This window comes from Ciceribacter sichuanensis (genome assembly GCF_024055605.1).
In the GTDB taxonomy this organism is placed as follows: domain Bacteria; phylum Pseudomonadota; class Alphaproteobacteria; order Rhizobiales; family Rhizobiaceae; genus Allorhizobium; species Allorhizobium sichuanense.
Genome location: NZ_JAMXLX010000001.1, coordinates 500,658 through 521,179, shown reverse-complemented (window position 1 = coordinate 521,179; position 20,522 = coordinate 500,658). Strand labels below are relative to the sequence as shown.

Sequence of the window (20,522 nt, the reverse complement as noted above, 5' to 3'; positions counted from 1 at the left end):
AGGAGAATGAGTAGTTGGCTGGTTGCGCATTTGTCGACTCCAAGGAATGAAATCGATAACAAAGGGAGACATCGCGTCTCCCTCGCCGATGACCGGGTTCATGTAACTCAAGGCTTTTGATCGATTACGGCCGCCCACGATTCCACCTCCCTCCCGCCCTCGCCTTCCCCTTCCCCAGAATCAGTGATACCGCTGGAACCCAGCGGCGGGGCGGGCCGCGTTGTATCTCAAGAGGGTCCAGAGCCAGTCGTGTTCCGTGTTCCACTGCTCATCGCCGTTGCTCTGGTGATCGCCTTTGGCGGCGGGATCCTGTCGGCGCTTTCGGTGCTCAATGCTTCCGTCGGGTTCGGCGCGATCCGGCTTGGGGTGTGGAGCGCATTCCCGCAGGCGCAGACGGATGCAGCCGACCCTTACGCGAAATCCCACAGGGCGAAGGCCGGGCGGCTGCTCTATGGCACGGCGGAAGGGCTGACGTTTACAGCCTCCCATGACGAGAACGGCCACCAGCTCATCGGCACCTGCAGCTACAGGATTGTCGGGCGCACGCCGGTCGCCCGTTTCTGGACGCTTTATGCGGCGGATGCCGCCGGCCGGCCGCTTGCGACCCGCGCCGAGCTTCCGGGCTCGCACAATTCGCAGAGCATCCTGCGCAAGCCGGACGGCAGCTTCGAGATCGCGATATCGCCGACGGCACAGCCGGGCAACTGGCTGGCCCTGCCCGATGCCGGGCGCTTCTCGCTGGTGCTGACGCTGCTCGACACGCCGGCCGCCGGCAGTTCGGGGCTGATCGGGCTTGAAATGCCCAGGGTCGAGACGATCGGGTGCGGCAATGAATAAGCTTCTCTATGCCGTCGCCACCGGCCTCGTGGGCGCCGTGGTGCTCCACATCATCATCATTCTCTCGCTACCGCATTATACCGGCCGCGACGCCTATACGCGGGTGAAGGCGGAGGGCAACTCGAACCGTTTCTATGCGCTGGCCGACAAGCCGGATACGGCGGGCCTTGCCAATGGCGATCCCTATCTCAAGGTGGCCGTCTGTCACTTCGATGTGGAGCGGCGGCCGCTCCGGCTGCTGGCACCGCGCGGGCCGGCCTTCTGGTCTCTGGCGCTCTACGACGCCAATTCCAATGAAATCTTCAGCATGAACGACCGCACCTCGGTTTCGGGCAACCTGGATGTTCTCGTGGCCAACCCGGTGCAGATGGCACGCATCCGCAAGACGCCGGTCGCGGCGCTGACGGAATCGATCATCGTCGAGGCGAAGAGCAATACCGGCTATGCGGTGCTCAGAGCCATGGCTCCGCAAGCAAGCCTTGAGGAACAGGCCGCATCCTTCCTGGAAGACGCCGTCTGCGCGCCGGTCGAAGGACTTTGAGACGAAGTTTTCCGGGCCGCATGAAACCGTTGCGGTTTCGGCGGGTTCGCGCCGAATACCATCCTTAAATGTTCAGGCAGCAGGCCTCAGGGCCTCTGGTCCATGCCGCCGTCCACAGGGCGGGGCAAGGCCGGAAGGCGATTGTCCTTCTTCCTCTGCTGCTCGTAACGTTCGTATCTGATGCCGGTGAACAACAGCACTTCGGCCGCCATTCCATCCCGTCGCACGCGCCTGTCCGACAAAGACAACCGGTCCTTGATCCTGATAATTTCCGCCATTCTCGTCTCCGTTTTCCAGATCGAGACGGATGAGGAGTGCGATCTCATCCTGCCCTTGTCCCGAAGGGCCAGCACATCTCCGGCGGACGGCAATGCCATGCGGTCCATAGGCCGGAGCCAATCGTGCCTTTCTCAGCACGGCCCGACGGAGGTGGAAGCGGCCCACCGCGAGGGGCACGTCAACTGCACTAAATTAGAGATACACGAATCATACCTATGCACCTCCATGCCCTGATTTGGCCACACCTTAGTTAACAGCTTGCTAACAAATTCGTTCTAATCTGAAACACGGGTATTGCGTTAGTGTGGGTCGTGTCGTGAACAGTCGTTTTCGTGAGCTGGAAAATCCGGTGGGCGTAAGGAAGAAGGACGTAGTGCTGATGGCCACCGTCACCAGTTTCGAGGAGATCGCCTTCCCTACCAAGTCCGAGCTCAGGCAGTTTGCGGAACTGTTCACCCCGCTTTTCCATGCGTCCAGCGAGGAAGCGAAACGTCAGGCGGTCGCGGCCCTTTCCCAATGCCCCACGGTTCCGACGGCGGTAGCACTCTTCATCGCCTCCCAGCCGATAGCCATCGCCGCACCGTTTCTGGCGTCTTCGCCCTGCCTTTCCGACGATATCCTGATCATGGTTGCCCGCACGCAAGGGCCGGCGCATGCCCGCGCCATCGTCAAGCGGGAAGCGCTCTCGCCAACGGTAATCGACGCGCTGGTCGGGATGCGCCATCTCGACACGCCGAAGAAGCGGATGCCGGTGGAGCAACCGGCCGCGGCAGCGAGCGCGATAGCGCCGAAGCCGGCTGAAAAGCCGGCAGCCATGCCGAAGGCCACCGCCACCGAACCTCCGGCCGAGCCGATAACAGAGGCCGTTTCCCCGGACGAAGCTTCCCGCATGGAACGTGAGGAAAAGCTGCGCGGTGAAATCAAGCGGCTGGCCGCTCATGTGAACCGGCCGCCTGCCGACCGCCTGGGCCTGAGAACCATTACCTCCCTGCAGGAGGCGCTTCTGGTGCGCTTTGCCCGCAATCGCGAAGCGAGCCTTTTTGCCTCGACGCTCGCCGACACCCTGTCTTCCAGCCACTGGCTGGCCGAGCGCATCCTGCTCGATATTTCCGGCCGCCAGCTTGCCACCACGCTTGTCGGCGTGGCCATGGCGCAGGACGAAATCGCCTTCGTACTGAAGAGCCTCTATCCGCATCTCGCCCGCGACGAGGGCGGCCTGTCGCGGGCCGCGCGGCTGATCGAAAGCCTCGATCCGATCGAATGCGAGGAGCGGGTCGACACCTGGCGCCGAGCCGACAGCTACACTTTCCATCCCGGCCATCCGGGCGACGAAGACAAGAACGGTGCGGCTTCAACAAAGCCTCAGGCGATCAAGCCCGTCTCGTCGATCCTCAAGACCATAGACGAACACAGCCGGCAGGTGCTGAAGGCGCGCCAGCGTTAAAGCGACGTTCGGGAAGCCGGCCCCCTCAGGCCGTTCCGCCGGCATCCGCCATCGGCAGGAGATCACCGATCTCGTCGGTTTCCAACTCCACCACCCAGCAATCCGGGTCCCAGCGGCATTCGCGCGCCAGCATCTCGTCGACCGCATCGGCTTGCGCCTTTTCCAGCCTGATCTCGAAAAGGCGGCTGTCGCGATCCTCCTGCGAGACGAGCGCCTGCGGCGCCGGCCCGTAAAGCGTTTCCAGCCCGTCGCGGAAGCGTTGACGGACGAAGATGGCACCCGCCTCCTCCACGCCTTTCGAGACCACGGCGGCGAAACCTCCGGCCGAAAAAACCCGGCGCAGCAGTGCTGAAACGAAGATATCGGAACGAAGGCGCATGAGGGAAAGTCCCGGAAAACAGGGTTTGGCGGATGCGCTGACAGCATCGGCGGCGCGCGGCAGACATGACGTATAATGCGGTAAAAACCTGCACTAGCTTACATAACTCCGTCAATCGAGCAAAAAGATAGGATTTTAGCAGTCACCTTCAGCGGAATTTCAAGGCTCGCCGTTATCACCCCTCGTGTTTCAGTGGTTAAAATTGCGAGCCAAACGATGTTCAACAGGAAAGCGGCAGTTTTTGCCGCCCGCCATCTCGAAAATCTGTGTCATGACCGGCTGGGCAACTTCGGCATGGTCACGGCTTTGCTTGCGCCCGTTCTTCTGGTGGCCGCGGGCGGCGCCGTCGACATCGCGGCGGCCATGGCCGAAAAGACCCGTCTGCAGGGCAAACTGGACGGCGCCATGCTGGCCGCAGTGCAGGAAAGCGGAGACGACAAGCGCATGACGCTCGCCTCCTCCTTCATGTCCAACCTGCCCGACGAGATTCAACTCGACGAAGACACAATTTCCCAGCGTTCGCTGACGATCGCCAGCAATTCCGACGGCAGCCTGTCCGGCACGTACAAGGCGCCCGTCAAGACTTCGTTCCTCGGCATCATCGGCATCAGCTCGCTGCCGATCACCGTCGTCTCGACGGCCATCGCCTCGGAAGGTTCCGGCTCCGGCGACGGCTGCATCTATGCGCTCGGCAATAGCAGTCAGGCGGTGTTGATCAACTCCGGCGCCAATGTGAAGTCTACGGCCTGCAAGGTGAACGTCCATTCGACGTCGTCGCCCGCCTTCATCATGAACAGTGGCTCGACCATCGACACAGCCGAATTTTGCGTGAAGGGCACGAACTACATCAAGAACGGCGGAACGCTGACCAACCTCAAGGTCGGCTGCAACGCCGCCGATGATCCCTATGCGGGCAAGCTGCCGGAACCGGCGGTATCCTCCACCTGCACCACCCAGGGCACAATGGACGGCCAGACGATTTCGCTCAATCCGGGCGTTCACTGTGCAACGACCTTCAACGGCAGCCCGACCATCACCTTCAAACCGGGCCTGCACATCATCAAGGGCCGGATGATCATCAACTCCGGCGCGACCGTGAAGGCCGAAGGCGTGACCTTCTACTTCCCGGACGTCAACAGCGAAATCCGCGCAAATGGCGGCCTGACGTTTACCGCGTCGGCTCCGACCAGCGGCACCTATGCCGGCATCCTGATGTTCGAGAAAACCTCGGACGCCTCCAACAACGCCAGCAAGCAGCAGTACATCTTCAACGGTTCGAAGGGCGAAACGCTGACCGGCATCATCCACCTGCCGAACCGCGACGTGACCTACAACTCGACCACCAACCAGACCAGCAAGATTTCGCTGGTGGTCAACACCATGATCATGAACTCCGCCAACTGGAAGATCGAGCCTTACGACGGCAAGGGTCCAACCAGCGGCACCTCGACCGCCGTGCGCCTCGTCAACTGAGACGCAAGACGCATCCGATTACGGCTGAAACCGACACCGGCTCGCGGGACACCGCGGCCGGTGTTTGCGTTTGCCCGGCACGACCAGCGCGCGCGGAGCGGGCGACTGCGCTATGATCGCCCCGGGAGAATGTGACGATGGAGGCGCGCGGCCATGCAGGAAAAGAGGAAAAGCCCTGATGAAACAAAGGATGGCAACTCGCCCTCCCGGCTGATCGACGGGCGGATCGCCGAACTCGGCGACTGGCGGGGAGAAACGCTCGCGCATGTCAGGGCGCTGATCCGGCAGGCCGATCCCGAGATCGTCGAGGAATGGAAATGGCGCGGTGTGCCCGTGTGGTCCCATGGCGGGATCATCTGCACGGGCGAGACCTACAAGAGCATCGTGAAGCTCACCTTCGCCAAGGGCGCTTCGCTGGAAGACCCGGCCCGCCTGTTCAACTCGAGCCTTGAGGGCAATACCCGCCGCGCCATCGACATTCATGAGGGCGAGGCCATCGACGGGGAGACGCTGAAAGCTCTCATCCGCGCCGCCATTGTGCTGAACATGTCGAAACCTGCCGGGAAACGGACGGCAAAGGAGAAGGCAACCCAACCGAAGGGCGGCAAAGCGTCGGAGCCTGTGCTGCTGTCGGGCGGCAATCCTCAGATCGCAAAGGGTGACGGCGATGCGCCGGTTCAGGCCTACATCGCAGCCATGCCCGGCTGGAAACGAGAGGCCGGGCGAAACCTCGACGCGCTCATCGTCCGGACCGTGCCCGACGCGCACAAGGCAGTGAAATGGAACTCGCCGTTCTATGGCGTGGTGGGGCAAGGCTGGTTTCTCAGCTTCCACTGCTTCACCCGATACATCAAGGTGACATTCTTCCGCGGTTCTGCACTCCAGCCGGTTCCGCCTGTTGCCTCGAAGGACGAGGACGCCCGCTACGTCCATATCCATGAACACGAGGCAATCGACGAGACGCAGCTTTCGGACTGGATCAGGCAGGCGGCAGCGTTGCCCGGTTGGGTTCCGTAACGCTTCGCCGGCATCGAGCCTGAAGCATTCGGGCAGATGGGAACACACCTCCCGCATAAACCCCTTGGGTAATACCTCCGGGCGATGGTTCGCCCTTGCCGCTCGTGCTAGGTTTTACCTGCCGGCGGAGCCGGCGTTCGGCGTTTCCCTGATACAGGGCACTTCTTTCAAGGAGGGGCTTTCTTGGCGGGTTATTTCGGCACCGAGACACAACAGCGCCTGCAGGCAAGAGCGGAGGAAAATGCGGCCTTCATCAGCGAGACGCCCGGCGCGTGCCAGGCGGGACGAATGATGAGCTGCGACGATCCCGATCTTCTCGGATGGCCGCAGATCGATGCTTTCCTTGCCCGTGACGGCGTCTGCGGCTTCCGTCTTATTCCCGCCGAAACGGTGGATGATCTCAAAGCCAGGCTCGCCGAGAGAGACTACCGCCTCGACACCTGGGATGTCTTTCTCGGAACGCGCGAAACCGCGCTTGCCGCCTCAGAGGCGATCCTTGCCCGAGGGCTGCCGGAGGGCCTGGACGACCTTGCAGGACCAGACGATCCGGAAGGTGCCGATACCGTGCGTATCCAGTCGTTGATGGCGGGTGCCGGCGTCGTTCCCTTTTCCGGGTCCCTTCTGACTGGCGCCGCGGGCCCGGCGCTGACCGTCGTGATTGGCGAAAGAGGGGACAAAGGGGACGGCGATATCGTGGCCACCGCCCATGGCTATCTGCCACACAATGCCCATAGCCCATTTCATCGCTATGCCTGGGGTGGTCTCGTCGCCGTGGCGGAGAGCGAGCGGGGCAAGGGTCTCGGCAAGCATGTCAATGCCCGCATGGTGAGAGGCGTGTTTCGCGATCTCGGCGCCACCCATGTCTATGAGCTCGTTTCCGCAACCAACACCACATCGCGGCGCATGGTGGAAGCCTGCGGGCTCAGCATCGAACCGGGCCTCGTCTGCGGAATCGCAACGCCGAGCGGCGACGACCGCTTCACGCGTTAGAGCGCCGTTCGCCTGAAACGATATTTTCACGGCACGTTTTTGCGGCTGCGGCGTTACCCTCTGACATCGAAACTGCAGAAGGAGCGCATCATGGGCAGAACCTTTGAGCTTTCGGGCCTTTCAGAGCAGGAACTGACCGATCTCATCGATGAGGCGACCAGCATCCGGGCGATCCGGCGAGCGGACCAGCGACGTGAAGCGTCCAGGGTCACCAGCGGTGCCAAGCGCCATGACATGAAGGAACCGACCCATCACCTCAGGCCAACGCCGACGACGCGTCACGAACGCTGATCCCTCTCGGGATCGCTCCGCTTCACCGCGACACCTCGGTCGGCAGGGGCTTTGCAGAAGAGAAAACAGGGAGGACAAGCCATGACGATTGCCAAGAACACGATCTGTGTCTGGTACGACAAGGATGCAGAAGCCGCAGCCCGCTTTTACGCGATGACTTTTCCGAACAGCGTCGTCGGCAGGATCTATCGCGCGCCGGGCGACTATCCCTCGGGCAAGGAAGGTGACGTGCTGCTGGTCGAGTTCACTGTCGCGGGCATTCCCTGCGTCGGCCTTAACGGCGGCCCCGTGTTCAAGCACAACGAAGCCTTTTCCTTCCAGATCGCTACGGAAGATCAGGCGGAAACCGACCGCTACTGGAACGCCATCGTCGGCAATGGCGGGCAGGAAAGCGAATGCGGCTGGTGCAAGGACAAATGGGGCGTCTCATGGCAGATCACCCCGCGCACATTGCTGGAGGCGATGGCAGCCGGCGGCGACGAGGCCAAGCGGGCCTTCGCGGCAATGATGACAATGAAGAAGATCGACGTCGCCGCCATCGAGGCCGCGCGGCGCGGCTGACGGTTGTGGTCGGGCGTGTTGTGGGATAGGGCGGAAAGCCGGGAATTGACGCCTTAATTAATGTGCCGGTTATCGTAGAATTTCGAACTTGATAGCGATACGGCCAGACGCATCCTTGCGGCGGAACTTTATGGTTGAAGGCGCGGCATAGCTCTCCGAAAGCGCAAACCCCACCTGCAGGGTGTCATTGCCCTGCCATGTTATGGAAGGAGAGCCGCCGGTCGTGCACTCACTTTCAAACACCATGTTATCGCTCGCGATCATCTCTTCCTGCGAAGCTTTGACCGAAACCACCGTGAGCCGTTCGTAGCAATAGGGAGAAATGGCGCCTCCTCCGCCCCATGTCGCGAGCACGGCCTTGTACTGTCCGTCAGGCGAAGGCAGGTCCGTAACATATTCCGGCGTCTCGCCGCTGAACCGTGCATGAGCCCACAGGCCGATGTTGAGAAGCCCGACGAACGCGAGCGCTCCAACCACAAACCGCAAGACTTTCCGGATCATCGCCTCCCTATCCCCTATCCGCCTCGTGCCGGAAGATGCGGAGGATCTGGCGGCCGATCTCGTCGGGGGTCATGCGGCCGGGGCGGTACCAGCCGGAAACGTTGTTGAGCAGCGTCAGCAGCAGCAGGCGATAGACGCCGCGGTCAAGCGCCGGATCGAGCGGCAGGGCGGCGATCAGGTCGCGGAATACCTGTTCGAAGGCATCGCGCTTTTCGACCAGCCGTTCGCGGATTTCCGCCGGGGCCGAGGCGAAATCGTTCATCAGCGGCATGGTCAGCGAATTGGGATCGAGCTGGATTTCCATCATGGTGACGCAGGCCGCCTCCAGCCGCGCCCACGGATCGGACAGCGGCGCGATGGCCGCGCGGATGCGGTCTTCCGCCACCTGCAGGGCGATGTCGTGGATGCGGACGAACAGCGCTTCCTTCGACTTGATGTAGTGATAGAGCGAGCCGCCGAGCAGCCCCACCCGCTCGCCGATATCGCGTACCGAGGTCGCCGCATAGCCGCGCTCGGCAAAGAGGGCGGCGGCGGCATCGAGAATATCGCGGTGGCGATCGCTCAGTCCGCTGTCCTGCAATGCGCCTGCAAGCGTGCTTTTTGCAGCACTCGTCATTTCACGGCTGTCCCCTACCGTCATTGCCTCTCCCGGCGTTTTGTCATCTCTCTGCAATCCTTCCAACGCTCATAGAGCATTTCCGCCGACAACGGAATCCACGGCACACGACAGAACTGTGGGCCTGGGGTCCCCCCCTTTGGCCTGCCGGGCGTCCATTTTCCCAAATCCCCTCACCTTCCGCTCTCCACAGGCTTCGCAGACGCCAAGGAAATTTTGCACTTGCGAACTGTAACAATCGTTTGGTACATGTAGCATCATCAACTGAAGGAGGAAAGGTTGAGCGAGACAGTCAGGGAGGCCATGGACTTCGATGTGGTGATCGTGGGCGCGGGACCGGCCGGTCTTGCCACGGCGATCCGCCTGAAGCAGCGCGCAGCGGAGACCGGCGCGGAAATCTCCGTCGTCGTCGTTGAAAAGGGTTCGGAAGTCGGCGCGCATATCCTGTCAGGCGCGGTGATCGATCCTTCCGGACTCGATGCGCTGCTGCCGGACTGGCGGGAAGATCCCGACCGGCCGCTCACCACCGAAGTCACCGACGACCGCTTCCATGTGCTGACCGCCACCCGGTCGCTGCGGCTTCCCAACGCCCTGATGCCGCCGCTGATGAACAATCACGGCAACTTCATCGGCTCGCTCGGCAATGTCGCCCGCTATCTCGGGGCACAGGCCGAAGCGCTCGGGGTCGAGATCTATCCGGGCTTTGCGGCGACCGAGGTTCTCTATGACGAGAGCGGCGCGGTCGTCGGCATCGCCACCGGCGACATGGGGATTGGCCGCGACGGCGAGCCGAAGGACGATTTCACCCCCGGCATGGAGCTTCGGGCGAAATACACGATCTTCGCCGAGGGTGCGCGCGGTAGCCTGACCAAGCAGCTTCTCACCCGCTTCAACCTGACCGAGGGCCGCTCCATCCAGAAATTCGGCATCGGCATCAAGGAACTCTGGCAGGTGAAGCCGGAGAAATTCCGCAAGGGGCTGGTGCAGCATTCGTTCGGCTGGCCGCTCGACATGAAGACCGGCGGCGGCTCGTTCCTCTATCATTTCGACGATCATCTGGTGACCGTCGGCTTCGTGCTGCATCTCGATTACAAGAACCCGACGCTCTCGCCCTTCGACGAATTCCAGCGCTTCAAGACGCATCCCCTGATCCGCGACACCTTCGAGGGGGGCAAGCGCATCGCCTATGGCGCCCGCGCGCTGACCGAAGGCGGTTACCAGTCGGTGCCTCAGCTTGCCTTCCCCGGCGGCGTGCTGGCCGGCTGTTCCGCGGGCTTCATGAACGTGCCGCGCATCAAGGGTTCGCACAACGCCATCCATTCCGGCATGCAGGCGGCGGATGCCGTGTTCGACGGGCTTGCCGGCGGCCGCGCCAACGATACGCTCGAAGCCTATGAGGCCGGATGGCGCGCTTCGGCCATCGGACGGGACCTGAAGCCGGTCCGCAACGTCAAGCCGCTGTGGTCGCGGTTCGGCACCGTGCTCGGCGTCGGCCTTGGCGGCATCGACATGTGGCTGCAGACGCTGTTCGGCGTCTCGCCCTTCGGCACGCTGAAGCATCAGAAGGCCGATTTCCAGAGCCTGAAGCCACTCTCGGAGGTGACGCCGATTCAATACCCGAAGCCGGATGGCAAACTTATTTTCGACAAGCCGTCTTCGGTCTTCCTGTCGAATACCAATCATATCGAGGACCAGCCGGTTCATCTGAGGCTTGCCGATCCAAAAGTCCCGATCGAGCGCAACCTGCCGCTCTATGGCGAGCCGGCACGGCTCTACTGTCCCGCCGGGGTCTACGAGGTCGTCTATGACGACGAACAGGCGAAGACCGGCCCCCGTTTCGTGATCAACGCGCAGAACTGCGTGCACTGCAAGACCTGCGACATCAAGGATCCCTCGCAGAACATCACCTGGGTGCCGCCGGAAGGCGGCGGCGGCCCGAACTATCCCAACATGTGACGTCCGTTCCACCGATTTGTTCTCAAGCATTATCCGACGCCAACCGCTTCGCAGCTTTGCCGGAAATGCCTCCAGACAGGAAGAAGAAGACCATGACCGCAATTTATATCGTCGACACTCTGCGCAGCCCGTTCACGCCCGCCTATCGCGGCGCGCTGGCCGGCGTTCGCCCGGATGATCTCGTAGCCGGCGTCATCAAGGCGCTGGTCGGCCGCTCGGGCATCGACCCGTCCGAAATTGAGGACGTGAACCTCGGCTGCGCCTTCGCCGAGGGAGAACAGGGCCTCAACATCGCCCGCTGCGCAGCGCTGATCGCCGGCCTTCCTCAATCTGTCGGCGGCTCCACCGTCAACCGCTGGTGCGGCTCCTCCATGCAGGCGATCCAGATGGCCGCCGGCGCAATCGCCATGGGCGCGGGCGACGCCTTCGTCGCGGGCGGCGTGGAAAGCATGAGCCGCGTGCCGATGATGGGCTTCAACCCCATGCCGAACCCGGCCTGGAGCGACGCCCAGCGCATCGCCTTCCTCAACATGGGGCTGACGGCCGAAAACCTCGCCGACCGCTACGGCGTCTCGCGCGAGGAACAGGACGCCTATTCGCTGGAGAGCCAGAAAAAGGCCCTCGCCGCCCGCGCCGATGGCCGGCTGGCAGCGGAGATCGCCCCTATCGGCGATGTCACCGCCGATGGCTGCCCGCGCGACACCGATGCCGAAAAGCTCGCGGGCCTCAAGACCGCCTTCAAGGCCGGCGGCTCGGTCACGGCCGGCAACTCCTCGCCGCTCACCGATGGGGCTTCCGCGACGCTGGTCTGCTCGGAAGACTTCGTGAAGCGCCATAACCTGACGCCTCTCGCCCGCATCTCGGGATATGCGATTTCCGGCTGCGCGCCTGAGATCATGGGCATTGGCCCGGTCGAGGCGAGCCGCAAGGCGCTGAAACGCGCCGGCATTTCCGCAGGCGATCTCGACGTGATCGAGATGAACGAGGCCTTCGCCGTGCAGGTTCTCTCCTGCTGCCGCGACCTCGACATCGATCCCACCCGCCTCAACCGCGACGGCGGCGCAATCGCGCTCGGCCATCCGTTGGGTGCGACGGGCGCCCGCCTCGTCGGCAAGGCGTCGCTGCTGCTGAAGCGCGACGGCGGGCGTCATGCTCTCGCTACCCAGTGCATCGGCGGCGGTCAGGGCATCGCCATGGTTCTGGAGGCCGCTTGATCATGACTACGATCAAAAAAGCCGCCGTCATCGGCGCGGGCGTCATGGGTTCGGGCATCGCCGCCCATCTCGCCAATGCAGGGCTGGACGTGGTGCTGCTCGACATGGAGAAGAAGTTCGCCGACGGCGGCGTCGCCCGCCAGCTCAAGGCCAACGGCTTCATGGACCCGGCATTCGCGAGCCGCATCGCCACCGGCTCGACGAAGGACGACCTGGCGCTGATCGCCGACGCCGACTGGATCGTCGAGGCTGTCGCGGAAAAGCTGGAGATCAAGCAGACGCTCTACCGCGCCATCGACGGCGTCAGGAAGAAGGGTTCGATCGTATCTTCCAACACCTCGACCATTCCGCTGCATTCGCTGGTCGAGGGACTGCCGGAAGGTTTCGCCGCCGACTTCCTCATCACCCATTTCTTCAATCCGCCGCGCATCATGCGGCTCCTGGAACTCGTCTCGGGCAAGGCAACCAAGCCCGAAGTGACCGCGACGATCCGTGGCTTCGCGGATCGCGGCCTCGGCAAGAGCGTGGTCATCTGCAAGGACACGCCCGGCTTCATCGGCAACCGCATCGGCAATTACTGGATGGTGGTGGCGCAGAACGAGGCCATCGAACTCGGCCTCGATGTCGAGGAAGCCGACGCCATCATCGGCAAACCCTTCGGCATTCCCTCCACCGGCATCTTCGGTCTGCTGGATCTCGTCGGCATCGACCTGATGCCGACCATCCTGCGCAGCCTGCAGAATGCTACGCCGGAAGGCGACGCGGTGAAGGATTACGATGCCGAACCGGCGCTGATCGCCCGCATGATCGCGGAAAACCGTCTCGGCCGCAAAAGCGGCGCAGGCTTCGTGCGGCTTTCGCCCGACCGCAAGTCGCGCGACGTGACCGATCTCAAAACCGGCGACTACCGGCCGCAGAAGGCGGTTTCCTCCGAGAGCCTCGATGCCTCGGGCGGCGATCCGCGCGCACTGATGGAGCATGCCGGCCTAGGCGGCCGCTATGCTGCGATCGTCATGGAAAAGGCGCTTGCCTATGCCGCATCGCTGGTGCCGGAAATCGCCGACACGCCGGATGCCGTGGATGAGGCCATGCGCACCGGCTACGGCTGGAAGCAGGGTCCGTTCGAGCTGATCGACCGGCTCGGCGCCGGCTGGCTGAAGGCCCGGCTCGAAGCGCGCGGCGTTGCCGTGCCCGCCTATCTCTCGCTCGCAGCCGAAAAGGGCGGCTTCTATTCGGTCGTCGGCGGCAAGCGCGCCAACCTGCTGCCTGACGGCACGATCGAACCGATTGCCAAGGGTGACGGCGTGCTGCTTCTTTCCGACCTCAAGCTCGCCGGCAAGCCGGTCGAAGACTGGGGTGCGGCAAGCCTCTGGGATCTCGGCGACGGCGTCGCCTGCCTCGAATTCCGCACCAAAATGAACACCTACAATCCCGCTTTGCTCGACGCCATCAACAAGGCTGTCGAACGCACGGCGAAGGATTTCAAGGCACTGGTGATCGGCAGCGATGCCGCCGTGTTCAGCGCGGGCGCCGACCTGCGCGTCTTCCTCGACACGGTGGAAAAGGGCGGCCGCGAGGCGCTCAGCGCCTTCATCGACCATGGCCACCGCACCTTCAAGGCAGTGAAATACGCCCCCTTCCCGGTGGTTGGTGCTGCAGCCGGGCTGGCGCTCGGCGGTGGCTGCGAAATCCTCCTGCATTGCGACGCGATCCAGGCCCATGCGGAGCTTTCCATCGGCCTCGTCGAAACCCGCATCGGCGTCGTACCGGGCTGGGGCGGCTGCAAGGAAATGATGCTGCGTTTCTCGGCCTCCACCGTGGCGTTGCGCGGGCCGGTCGCGCCTGCCATTGCCGCCTTCAACCTGATTGCGCCCGCCAGGGTTTCGGCCAGCGCCTTCGATGCCCGCAACCTCGGCTTCCTGAAGGCCACCGACGGCATCACCATGAACCGCAGCCGGCTGATTGCCGACGCCAAGGCAAAGGCACTGTCGCTCGCCGAAGGCTATGTCGCGCCGGAACAGCCGGTGATCGCCATGGCCGGCCCGTCGGGGGCTTCCGCGATCCACAACATCATCGAGAGCGAAGCGCTCGCCGGTCGGGCCACCGTGCACGACGGGGTGGTCGGGCGCGCACTTGCCAATGTTCTGACCGGCGGTCCGTCCGCCGATCCGCTGAAACCGCTCACGGAAGACGATGTGATCGCGCTGGAGCGCGAGGCCTTCGTCGACCTGCTCGCAACACCCGCAACCGTGGACCGCGTCAAGCACATGCTTTCGACCGGCAAGCCGCTGCGCAACTGAACAAGAAGAGGCAAGGAAACTCCCATGGCTGGCTATATCCCTCCCGTCGACGACATCTCCTTCCTGCTCGGCGAGGTCTTCGACTTCGACGCGCAGATGGCCACCCTTCCCGGCTTTGAAGAGGTCAATACCGAACTCGCAGCAAGCGTCATGAAGGAAGGCGGCAAGTTCTGCGCCGAGATCCTCGAACCGCTCAACCGCCCCGGCGACGAGGAAGGCTGCAAGCTGGAAAACGGACTGGTGACGACGCCGAAGGGCGTCGCCGACGCCTACAAGGCGTTCGTCGAGGCCGGCTGGGGCGGGCTGTCGGGCGATCCGGAATTCGGCGGACAGGGCCTGCCGCGCGTGCTGCAGATCCTGCTGGACGAGATGCTGTCTTCCGCCAACCTCTCCTTCGGCCTGTTTCCGGGCCTGACTCGCGGTGCGGTGGAGGCGATTGCCCATCATGCTAGCGACGAGCTGAAGCAGACATATCTGCCGAAGATGATCTCCGGCGAATGGACGGGGGCGATGGCGCTCACTGAATCCTCAGCCGGCACCGATCTCGGCCTGCTGACCACCCGCGCCGAGCCGGTGGGTGATGGCTCCTACGCCATCAAGGGCACCAAGATCTTCATTTCCTCCGGCGACCAGGATTTCGGCGGCAACATCGTGCATCTGGTGCTGGCCCGCCTGCCCGACGCGCCGAAGGGCGTGAAGGGCATCAGCCTGTTCCTCTCGCCCAAGTTCCTCGTCAAGGAAGACGGCTCGCTCGGCGAGCGCAACCGCATGTCGGTCGGCTCGCTGGAGCACAAGATGGGCATTCACGCCCAGCCGACCTGCGTGATGAATTATGACGGCGCCATCGGCTGGCTGGTCGGCGAACCCGGCCGCGGCCTCAACGCCATGTTCACGATGATGAATGCCGAACGCCTGTTCGTCGGCATTCAGGGGCTCGGCATCGGCGAGGCCGCCAACCAGAAGGCCGTCGCCTACGCCCGCGAGCGCCTGCAGGGCCGTTCCGTCGACGGTGCGCGCGGCCCCGTGCCGATCATCGAGCATGCCGATGTGCGCAAGATGCTGCTGACCGGCCGGTCGCTGACCGAGGCCGGCCGCGCTCTTGCCATCTGGACCGCCTTGCAGATGGATATCGCCGCCCGCCATCCCGATCCGGAGGCTCGTCGCAAGGCCGATGGTCTCGTGGCACTCCTGACGCCGGTGGTGAAGGCCGCCTTCACCGATTTCGGCTTCGAGATCGCCGTCCAGTCGCAGCAGGTGTTCGGTGGCCACGGCTATATCCGCGAATGGGGCATGGAGCAGTATGTGCGCGATGCCCGCATCGCCCAGATCTATGAGGGCACCAACGGCGTGCAGGCCATGGACCTCGTCGGCCGCAAGCTGCCGATGGAAAACGGCGCCGTAGCGCGCGGCTTCTTCGCGCTGGTGCGCGATGATCTCTCGGCAACGAAGGGTTCGGCCGAACTGGAGACGGTGAAGACCTCCGTCATTGAGGCTCTTGCCCGGCTCGAGAAACTGACGGAAGACTTGCTGGCCAAGTGCGCCGATCCGGTGGAGGCCGGAGCGAGCGCCACCGACTACCTGCGCTTCTTCGCGCTGGTGAGCTTCGGCTGGCTCTGGGTGCGCATGGCCGAAAAAGCCTCGGCCGATGCAACGACGCCGCTGAAGCAGCGCAAGCTGGCGCTTGCCCGCTTCTTTGCGGCACGCCTGCTACCGCAGACCGCGGCGCTCGACGCAGCCATCCGCGCCGGCGCTACCGATATCATGGCGCTCGACGCCGACCTGTTCTGATCGAAATCCAGAGCATTTGCGGCGAGAACGGAGCCGCCGCAAATGCTCTATCTCTTTGTTTTTACGTAATTCCGAACGCAAAACCGCGTCACACTTTTGATGGAATTACTCTGTCCCGGGAGGAGAAGACCATGCTTGGCATGATGATGAACGCACCGCTGCTCGTGTCGTCGATCCTGCGTCACGCAGCGACCTATCACGGCGGAACGGAAGTGGTTTCGAAGACCGTAGAAGGCCCCATCCACCGCTACACCTATGCGGATCTTTCCAAGCGCAGCCAGAAACTCGCCAACGCGCTCAAGAAGCTCGGCCTTGAGCATGGCGACCGGGTGGGCACGCTCGCCTGGAACGGCTACCGCCACATGGAGCTTTACTACGGCGTATCAGGCTCGGGCTTCGTGTGCCACACGATCAACCCGCGCCTCTTCCGCGAGCAGATCGGCTACATCATCGAACATGCCGGCGACAGCGTGCTCTTCTCCGACCTCACCTTCCTGCCGATCCTCGAGGCGCTGGCCGACCGGCTGGCACCGCTGAAGGCCGTCGTCATCCTGACCGACGAGGCGCATATGCCGAAGTCGGAGGTGCTGCCGAACCTCGTCTGCTACGAGACGCTGATCGCAGACGAGTCGGACGAATTCGAGTGGCCGGTGTTCGACGAGAACACCGCCTCCGGCCTGTGCTACACTTCCGGCACCACCGGCGACCCGAAGGGCGTGCTCTACAGCCACCGCTCCAGCGTGCTGCATGCCATGGCGATCAGCTTCATGGACGTGCTCAGCCTTTCGGCCAATGACGCAGTGGTGCCGGTCGTGCCGATGTTCCACGTCAATGCCTGGGGCCTGCCGTTCGCGGCTCCGATGGTCGGGGCGAAGCTCGTGATGCCCGGCCCGAACCTCGACGGCGCCAGCCTGCATTCGCTGTTCGAAAGCGAAGGCGTGACGGCAACCGCCGGCGTGCCGACGGTCTGGCTCGGCCTGCTCGACTGGATGGATGCCCATGGCCAGAAGTTCACGAGCCTGAAGCGCGTCGCCATCGGCGGCTCCGCCACGCCGCCGATCATGATCAGCCGTTTCCACAACATGGGCGTCACGGTTCGCCATGCCTGGGGCATGACGGAAACGAGCCCGATCGGGCTTGCGGCGACGCTCCTTCCCAAGCACGAGAAGCTCTCGGCGGAACAGCGCCTCATGCTCGAATCCAAGCAGGGTCGCCCGCTGTTCGGCATGGAATTCCGCATCGACGGCAGCGACGGCAAGCCGGTGGCGCGCGACGGCAAGGCCTTCGGCGCCATGCTGGTGCGCGGTCCCTGGGTCGCGGCCGGCTACTACAATACCGAAAAGAGCCCGGCGCATGCCGTCGAAGGCTGGTTCGACACGGGCGACGTCGTCACCATGGACGAGGACGGCTTCGTGCAGATCGTCGACCGCACCAAGGACGTGGTGAAATCCGGTGGCGAGTGGATCAGCTCGATCGAGCTGGAAAACATCGCGCAGGCCCATCCGGCGATCAAGGAAGCGGCGGTGGTTGCCGCTCCCGACGCCCGTTGGGGCGAGCGTCCCGTCCTCGTCGTGGTGGTGAAGCCCGGCCAGACGTTTACCCGCCACGACATGCTCGATGTCTATACCGGCAAGATCTCCAAGTGGAGCATTCCCGACGACGTCATCATCGTCGAGGAACTGCCGCACACGGCAACCGGCAAGCTGCTCAAGACCGCGATCCGCCAGATCGTTCTCGACGAATACGAAAAGCGCTCGCCGGACGCGACGCTGGCCGGCTGAGGGAGACGCGAGATGACCGAAGATGCGCAGGCGGTGAAGCTCTATCTCGACGACCTCACGGTCGGACAACGCTTCACCAGCCCTTCCCATGTGATGGAACTCAACGAAATCCGGGAATTTGCCGGGCGCTACGATCCGCAGTTCTTCCATCTCGACGAGGAACTGGCGCGCGACAGCCTGTTCGGCAAGCTCGCCGCCAGCGGCTGGCACACGGCCGCGACCACCATGCGGCTGCTGGTGCAGAGCCTGCCGCTCGCCGGCGGGCTGATCGGCGCGGGCGGGGAAATCTCCTGGCCCCGTGCCACATGGCCGGGTGATCGCATCCATGTGGAAAGCGAAATCGTCACCATCGCACCGTCACGCTCGAAACCTGAGCGTGGCCTTGTCACCTTCCGCAGCGAAACGATCAACCAGGATGGCGAGATCGTTCAGGTGTTCACGCCGAAGATCGTCTCGTGGCGGCGCGGGGCGGTGATCGCGGGGGCGTGAGGAAACAGGGGTTGGCGTTTCCGACCTAGGCAACTGACACTACAGCATTCCGGGGTACCACCCCTCTGCCCTGCCGGGCATCTCCCCCTCAAGGGGGGAGATCGGCAGAACGGCTGCCTTTTCGCTTCCCAACCTCTCTTCGCCAGTATACCCGACGCTCTTCGCCAATATCCAAAGATGCTTGTGTTTGTGCTGGATCTGGCGGCGTCAGCCATCCGATCCCCCCCTTGAGGGGGAGATGGCCGGCAGGCCAGAGGGGGATGAACCACACACCCGCAGCTTGCCTTTACGTAACGCTGGCAAGCTCGCCACCGCTCCGTTTTTACCTCAACGCATTTCCCGCCAGACAAACCCTGTCCGACACCTCCATCGCCCCCTCAAAGCTTGTAGTCCGGGTCCTTGCGGTCGAGAACGCGTTTGATACTTTCGAGGTGCAGGCGGGCGCTTTCGGGGTCGCCCTCGCGCATCTGGCGGGCGGCGGCGGCGGCGATTTCCGGCTTGACCGGCAGGAGCGTACGGCCGGTGCTCATGGCCTTCAGCTGCACTTCCGCGGCGCGTTCCAGATAGTAGAGATCGTCCCAGGCTTCCGCGATGTTTGCGGCGCAGACCATGACGCCGTGGTTCTTCATGAACAGGATGTCGTTGTCGCCGAGGACGGCGGCGATGCGGTCGCCCTCCCGCTCGTCCAGCGCAAGGCCGTTGTAGTCCTCATCAACCACGGTGCGGCCGTAGAATTTCAAGGCCGTCTGGCCTGCCCAGACCAGCGGCTCGCCTTCCAGCATGCTGAGCGCGGTGGCGTTGGGCATATGGGTATGGAAGGCGGCGCCGACGCGGGGCGACATCCTGTGCAGGCGGGCATGGATGTAGAAGGCCGTCGCCTCAGGCTCGCCATCGCCCGAGAGAACGTTACCGTCGAAATCGCAGATCAAGAGGTTGGAGGCGCTCGCCTCCTCGAAGGCATAGCCGAGGCGGTTGACGAGGAAGAGATCGGGATGGCCCGGCACCACGGCCGAGAAATGGTTGCAGATCCCCTCTTCCAGCCCATGGCGCGCCGCCGTTCTCAGACAGGCGGCAAGATCGATGCGCGCCTGCCAGATCTCGTCGGTCTCGAGATTGACATTGCGGCGGACGGCAAAGGCCGGATCGGGGCGGTTCAGTTCATGGGCCATCGGGGAATCTCCTTGATGACCAATGGTTAGAGTATTCACGGCAGGCGTGTGAAGCGGTTTTGCTGCCGGAATGGCGTCAAAACAACGGGATGAAGCCTTTCAGCGGCAAATCGAACCGTTCTGCCGGCGCAAACGGCGCAACGTGCCGGCTGGCAGAGTGACCGCGCATCCGTCAGCCCAAGCCAAGCCGCCTCCCGTCAGGCCTTGCCCATGCCGCGGGCGAAGATGGAGCTGGCATCCGAGACGATCGACACATGGTCGTAGGCCGCCTTCTCCGCCGCCGCCGCATCGCCCTTGAGGATGGCGGAAACGATGCCCTCGTGCTCGGCATAGGACTTGCCGAGACGGCCCGGCAGGCGGAACTGGGCACGGCGGAAGGGAGCAAGCCGCGCCCGTGTCTGGGTCACGAGATCGTAGACATGTTCGTTGTGAGCGCCGCGATAGATGCGGGTATGGAAATCCATGTTATGGGCGGCATAACTCTCCTCGTCGCCGGCATGCACGAGCCGGGTGGAGAGGCGGTGCACGCTTTCCAGCATGCGTCGCTCGTCGCCCGTCATGCGCCGGGCGGCGAGCCGCGCGCAGACGCCTTCCAGCTCGGCCATGGCCTCGAACATGGAGGACAGATATTCGCCGGTGACATTGGTGACGGCGGCGCTGCGATTCGGTTCGCGATCGACAAGGCCCATCGCACCCAGTTCGCGAAGCGCTTCGCGCACCGGCGTGCGGGACACCTCGAAGCGGGAGGCCAGCGATATTTCATCGAGCTTCTCACCGGGTTTCATCTGCCCGGTGACGATCATGTCGGAGATCGCGCGCACCATCTGCTCGACAGTGTTTCCTGCCCTGACGACTTCTCTTTTCCTGACTGCCTTCACGAACGCTCCAATAGTGTA

Annotated in this window: 20 protein-coding genes and 1 pseudogene; 15 read left to right on the top strand and 6 right to left on the bottom strand. The window is 63.5% G+C overall.

Annotation, left to right across the window (positions count from 1 at the left end; all coding sequences use genetic code 11):
• The first annotated feature begins 249 nt into the window (after positions 1–249).
• Together NBH21_RS02515 and NBH21_RS02510 are read left to right on the top strand one after the other, a co-directional pair.
• Positions 250–837, top strand: coding sequence for a DUF1214 domain-containing protein (locus NBH21_RS02515; RefSeq protein ID WP_250912377.1), 588 nt, complete (start codon positions 250–252; stop codon positions 835–837).
• A complete protein-coding gene (locus NBH21_RS02510; RefSeq protein WP_250912376.1) occupies positions 830–1,378 on the top strand; it encodes a DUF1254 domain-containing protein in 549 nt (182 codons plus the stop codon). The genes NBH21_RS02515 and NBH21_RS02510 overlap by 8 nt, the downstream gene beginning before the upstream one ends.
• A gap of 86 nt (positions 1,379–1,464) precedes the next feature.
• Here the strand turns inward: NBH21_RS02510 and NBH21_RS02505 are convergent, their stop codons facing one another.
• Positions 1,465–1,656 (bottom strand): hypothetical protein, encoded by a 192-nt coding sequence (locus tag NBH21_RS02505; RefSeq protein ID WP_250912375.1) that lies wholly within the window; start codon positions 1,654–1,656, stop codon positions 1,465–1,467.
• Between the two features lie 317 nt (positions 1,657–1,973).
• Here NBH21_RS02505 and NBH21_RS02500 point away from each other — a divergent pair, with 317 nt between their 5' ends.
• The gene (locus NBH21_RS02500) at positions 1,974–3,101 is read left to right on the top strand and encodes a DUF2336 domain-containing protein (protein ID WP_250912374.1); all 1,128 of its coding nucleotides are present in this window, start codon (positions 1,974–1,976) and stop codon (positions 3,099–3,101) included.
• A gap of 25 nt (positions 3,102–3,126) precedes the next feature.
• On the opposite strand, the gene NBH21_RS02495 is transcribed toward NBH21_RS02500, so the two are convergent.
• Complete coding sequence (locus NBH21_RS02495; RefSeq protein ID WP_250912373.1) at positions 3,127–3,480, bottom strand: DUF1491 family protein; 354 nt, start codon at positions 3,478–3,480, stop codon at positions 3,127–3,129.
• Positions 3,481–3,696: 216 nt separating this feature from the next.
• On the opposite strand from NBH21_RS02495, the gene NBH21_RS02490 reads away from it, so the two are divergent.
• From NBH21_RS02490 to NBH21_RS02465, 6 genes and pseudogenes are all read left to right on the top strand, one after another.
• Positions 3,697–4,953, top strand: a complete 1,257-nt coding sequence (locus tag NBH21_RS02490; RefSeq protein WP_250912372.1) for a Tad domain-containing protein — start codon at positions 3,697–3,699, stop codon at positions 4,951–4,953.
• A gap of 153 nt (positions 4,954–5,106) precedes the next feature.
• Positions 5,107–5,541: pseudogene (locus NBH21_RS02485) on the top strand (DUF1801 domain-containing protein); the annotation flags it as partial.
• Positions 5,542–5,574: 33 nt separating this feature from the next.
• Positions 5,575–5,970 carry a DUF1801 domain-containing protein gene (locus NBH21_RS02480; protein WP_425340383.1) on the top strand — a complete coding sequence of 132 codons (396 nt, stop codon included), beginning with the start codon at positions 5,575–5,577 and terminating at the stop codon, positions 5,968–5,970.
• Between the two features lie 183 nt (positions 5,971–6,153).
• Complete coding sequence (locus NBH21_RS02475) at positions 6,154–6,960, top strand: GNAT family N-acetyltransferase (protein ID WP_250912371.1); 807 nt, start codon at positions 6,154–6,156, stop codon at positions 6,958–6,960.
• Between the two features lie 90 nt (positions 6,961–7,050).
• The gene (locus NBH21_RS02470; protein WP_250912370.1) at positions 7,051–7,251 is read left to right on the top strand and encodes a hypothetical protein; all 201 of its coding nucleotides are present in this window, start codon (positions 7,051–7,053) and stop codon (positions 7,249–7,251) included.
• A gap of 87 nt (positions 7,252–7,338) precedes the next feature.
• Entirely contained in the window at positions 7,339–7,812 is a 474-nt protein-coding gene (locus tag NBH21_RS02465) for a VOC family protein (RefSeq protein WP_250912800.1), read from the top strand.
• Positions 7,813–7,881: 69 nt separating this feature from the next.
• Here NBH21_RS02465 and NBH21_RS02460 read toward each other — a convergent pair whose 3' ends face one another.
• Positions 7,882–8,313, bottom strand: coding sequence for a hypothetical protein (locus tag NBH21_RS02460; protein WP_250912369.1), 432 nt, complete (start codon positions 8,311–8,313; stop codon positions 7,882–7,884).
• 7 nt (positions 8,314–8,320) lie between these two features.
• On the bottom strand, positions 8,321–8,953 hold the full coding sequence (locus NBH21_RS02455) for a TetR/AcrR family transcriptional regulator (protein WP_250912368.1): 633 nt from the start codon (positions 8,951–8,953) through the stop codon (positions 8,321–8,323).
• A gap of 279 nt (positions 8,954–9,232) precedes the next feature.
• On the opposite strand from NBH21_RS02455, the gene NBH21_RS02450 reads away from it, so the two are divergent.
• From NBH21_RS02450 to NBH21_RS02425, 6 genes are all read left to right on the top strand, one after another.
• Complete coding sequence (locus NBH21_RS02450) at positions 9,233–10,885, top strand: electron transfer flavoprotein-ubiquinone oxidoreductase (protein WP_425340382.1); 1,653 nt, start codon at positions 9,233–9,235, stop codon at positions 10,883–10,885.
• Between the two features lie 92 nt (positions 10,886–10,977).
• Positions 10,978–12,099, top strand: coding sequence for a thiolase family protein (locus NBH21_RS02445; protein ID WP_250912366.1), 1,122 nt, complete (start codon positions 10,978–10,980; stop codon positions 12,097–12,099).
• 2 nt (positions 12,100–12,101) lie between these two features.
• Entirely contained in the window at positions 12,102–14,399 is a 2,298-nt protein-coding gene (locus NBH21_RS02440) for a 3-hydroxyacyl-CoA dehydrogenase/enoyl-CoA hydratase family protein (protein WP_250912365.1), read from the top strand.
• Between the two features lie 24 nt (positions 14,400–14,423).
• Entirely contained in the window at positions 14,424–16,187 is a 1,764-nt protein-coding gene (locus tag NBH21_RS02435; protein ID WP_250912364.1) for an acyl-CoA dehydrogenase C-terminal domain-containing protein, read from the top strand.
• A gap of 131 nt (positions 16,188–16,318) precedes the next feature.
• A complete protein-coding gene (locus NBH21_RS02430; protein WP_250912363.1) occupies positions 16,319–17,968 on the top strand; it encodes a long-chain-fatty-acid--CoA ligase in 1,650 nt (549 codons plus the stop codon).
• A 12-nt stretch (positions 17,969–17,980) separates the two neighbouring features.
• Positions 17,981–18,457 carry a MaoC family dehydratase gene (locus tag NBH21_RS02425; protein ID WP_250912362.1) on the top strand — a complete coding sequence of 159 codons (477 nt, stop codon included), beginning with the start codon at positions 17,981–17,983 and terminating at the stop codon, positions 18,455–18,457.
• A gap of 377 nt (positions 18,458–18,834) precedes the next feature.
• Here NBH21_RS02425 and NBH21_RS02420 read toward each other — a convergent pair whose 3' ends face one another.
• Positions 18,835–19,626 carry an aldolase gene (locus NBH21_RS02420; RefSeq protein WP_250912361.1) on the bottom strand — a complete coding sequence of 264 codons (792 nt, stop codon included), beginning with the start codon at positions 19,624–19,626 and terminating at the stop codon, positions 18,835–18,837.
• A gap of 197 nt (positions 19,627–19,823) precedes the next feature.
• Positions 19,824–20,504, bottom strand: coding sequence for a GntR family transcriptional regulator (locus tag NBH21_RS02415; RefSeq protein WP_250912360.1), 681 nt, complete (start codon positions 20,502–20,504; stop codon positions 19,824–19,826).
• Positions 20,505–20,522: the final 18 nt, after the last annotated feature.

Excerpts from the sequence above, each read along its gene's own strand:
- NBH21_RS02440 (WP_250912365.1), top strand. The coding sequence starts at position 12,102 with ATGACTACGATCAAAAAAGCCGCCGTCATCGGCGCGGGCGTCATGGGT.
- NBH21_RS02430 (WP_250912363.1), top strand. The coding sequence starts at position 16,319 with ATGCTTGGCATGATGATGAACGCACCGCTGCTCGTGTCGTCGATCCTG.
- NBH21_RS02490 (WP_250912372.1), top strand. The coding sequence starts at position 3,697 with ATGTTCAACAGGAAAGCGGCAGTTTTTGCCGCCCGCCATCTCGAAAAT.
- NBH21_RS02470 (WP_250912370.1), top strand. The coding sequence starts at position 7,051 with ATGGGCAGAACCTTTGAGCTTTCGGGCCTTTCAGAGCAGGAACTGACC.
- NBH21_RS02505 (WP_250912375.1), bottom strand. The coding sequence starts at position 1,656 with ATGGCGGAAATTATCAGGATCAAGGACCGGTTGTCTTTGTCGGACAGG.
- NBH21_RS02420 (WP_250912361.1), bottom strand. The coding sequence starts at position 19,626 with ATGGCCCATGAACTGAACCGCCCCGATCCGGCCTTTGCCGTCCGCCGC.
- NBH21_RS02425 (WP_250912362.1), top strand. The coding sequence starts at position 17,981 with ATGACCGAAGATGCGCAGGCGGTGAAGCTCTATCTCGACGACCTCACG.
- NBH21_RS02510 (WP_250912376.1), top strand. The coding sequence starts at position 830 with ATGAATAAGCTTCTCTATGCCGTCGCCACCGGCCTCGTGGGCGCCGTG.
- NBH21_RS02495 (WP_250912373.1), bottom strand. The coding sequence starts at position 3,480 with ATGCGCCTTCGTTCCGATATCTTCGTTTCAGCACTGCTGCGCCGGGTT.
- NBH21_RS02435 (WP_250912364.1), top strand. The coding sequence starts at position 14,424 with ATGGCTGGCTATATCCCTCCCGTCGACGACATCTCCTTCCTGCTCGGC.
- NBH21_RS02455 (WP_250912368.1), bottom strand. The coding sequence starts at position 8,953 with ATGACGGTAGGGGACAGCCGTGAAATGACGAGTGCTGCAAAAAGCACG.
- NBH21_RS02445 (WP_250912366.1), top strand. The coding sequence starts at position 10,978 with ATGACCGCAATTTATATCGTCGACACTCTGCGCAGCCCGTTCACGCCC.
- NBH21_RS02450 (WP_425340382.1), top strand. The coding sequence starts at position 9,233 with ATGGACTTCGATGTGGTGATCGTGGGCGCGGGACCGGCCGGTCTTGCC.
- NBH21_RS02460 (WP_250912369.1), bottom strand. The coding sequence starts at position 8,313 with ATGATCCGGAAAGTCTTGCGGTTTGTGGTTGGAGCGCTCGCGTTCGTC.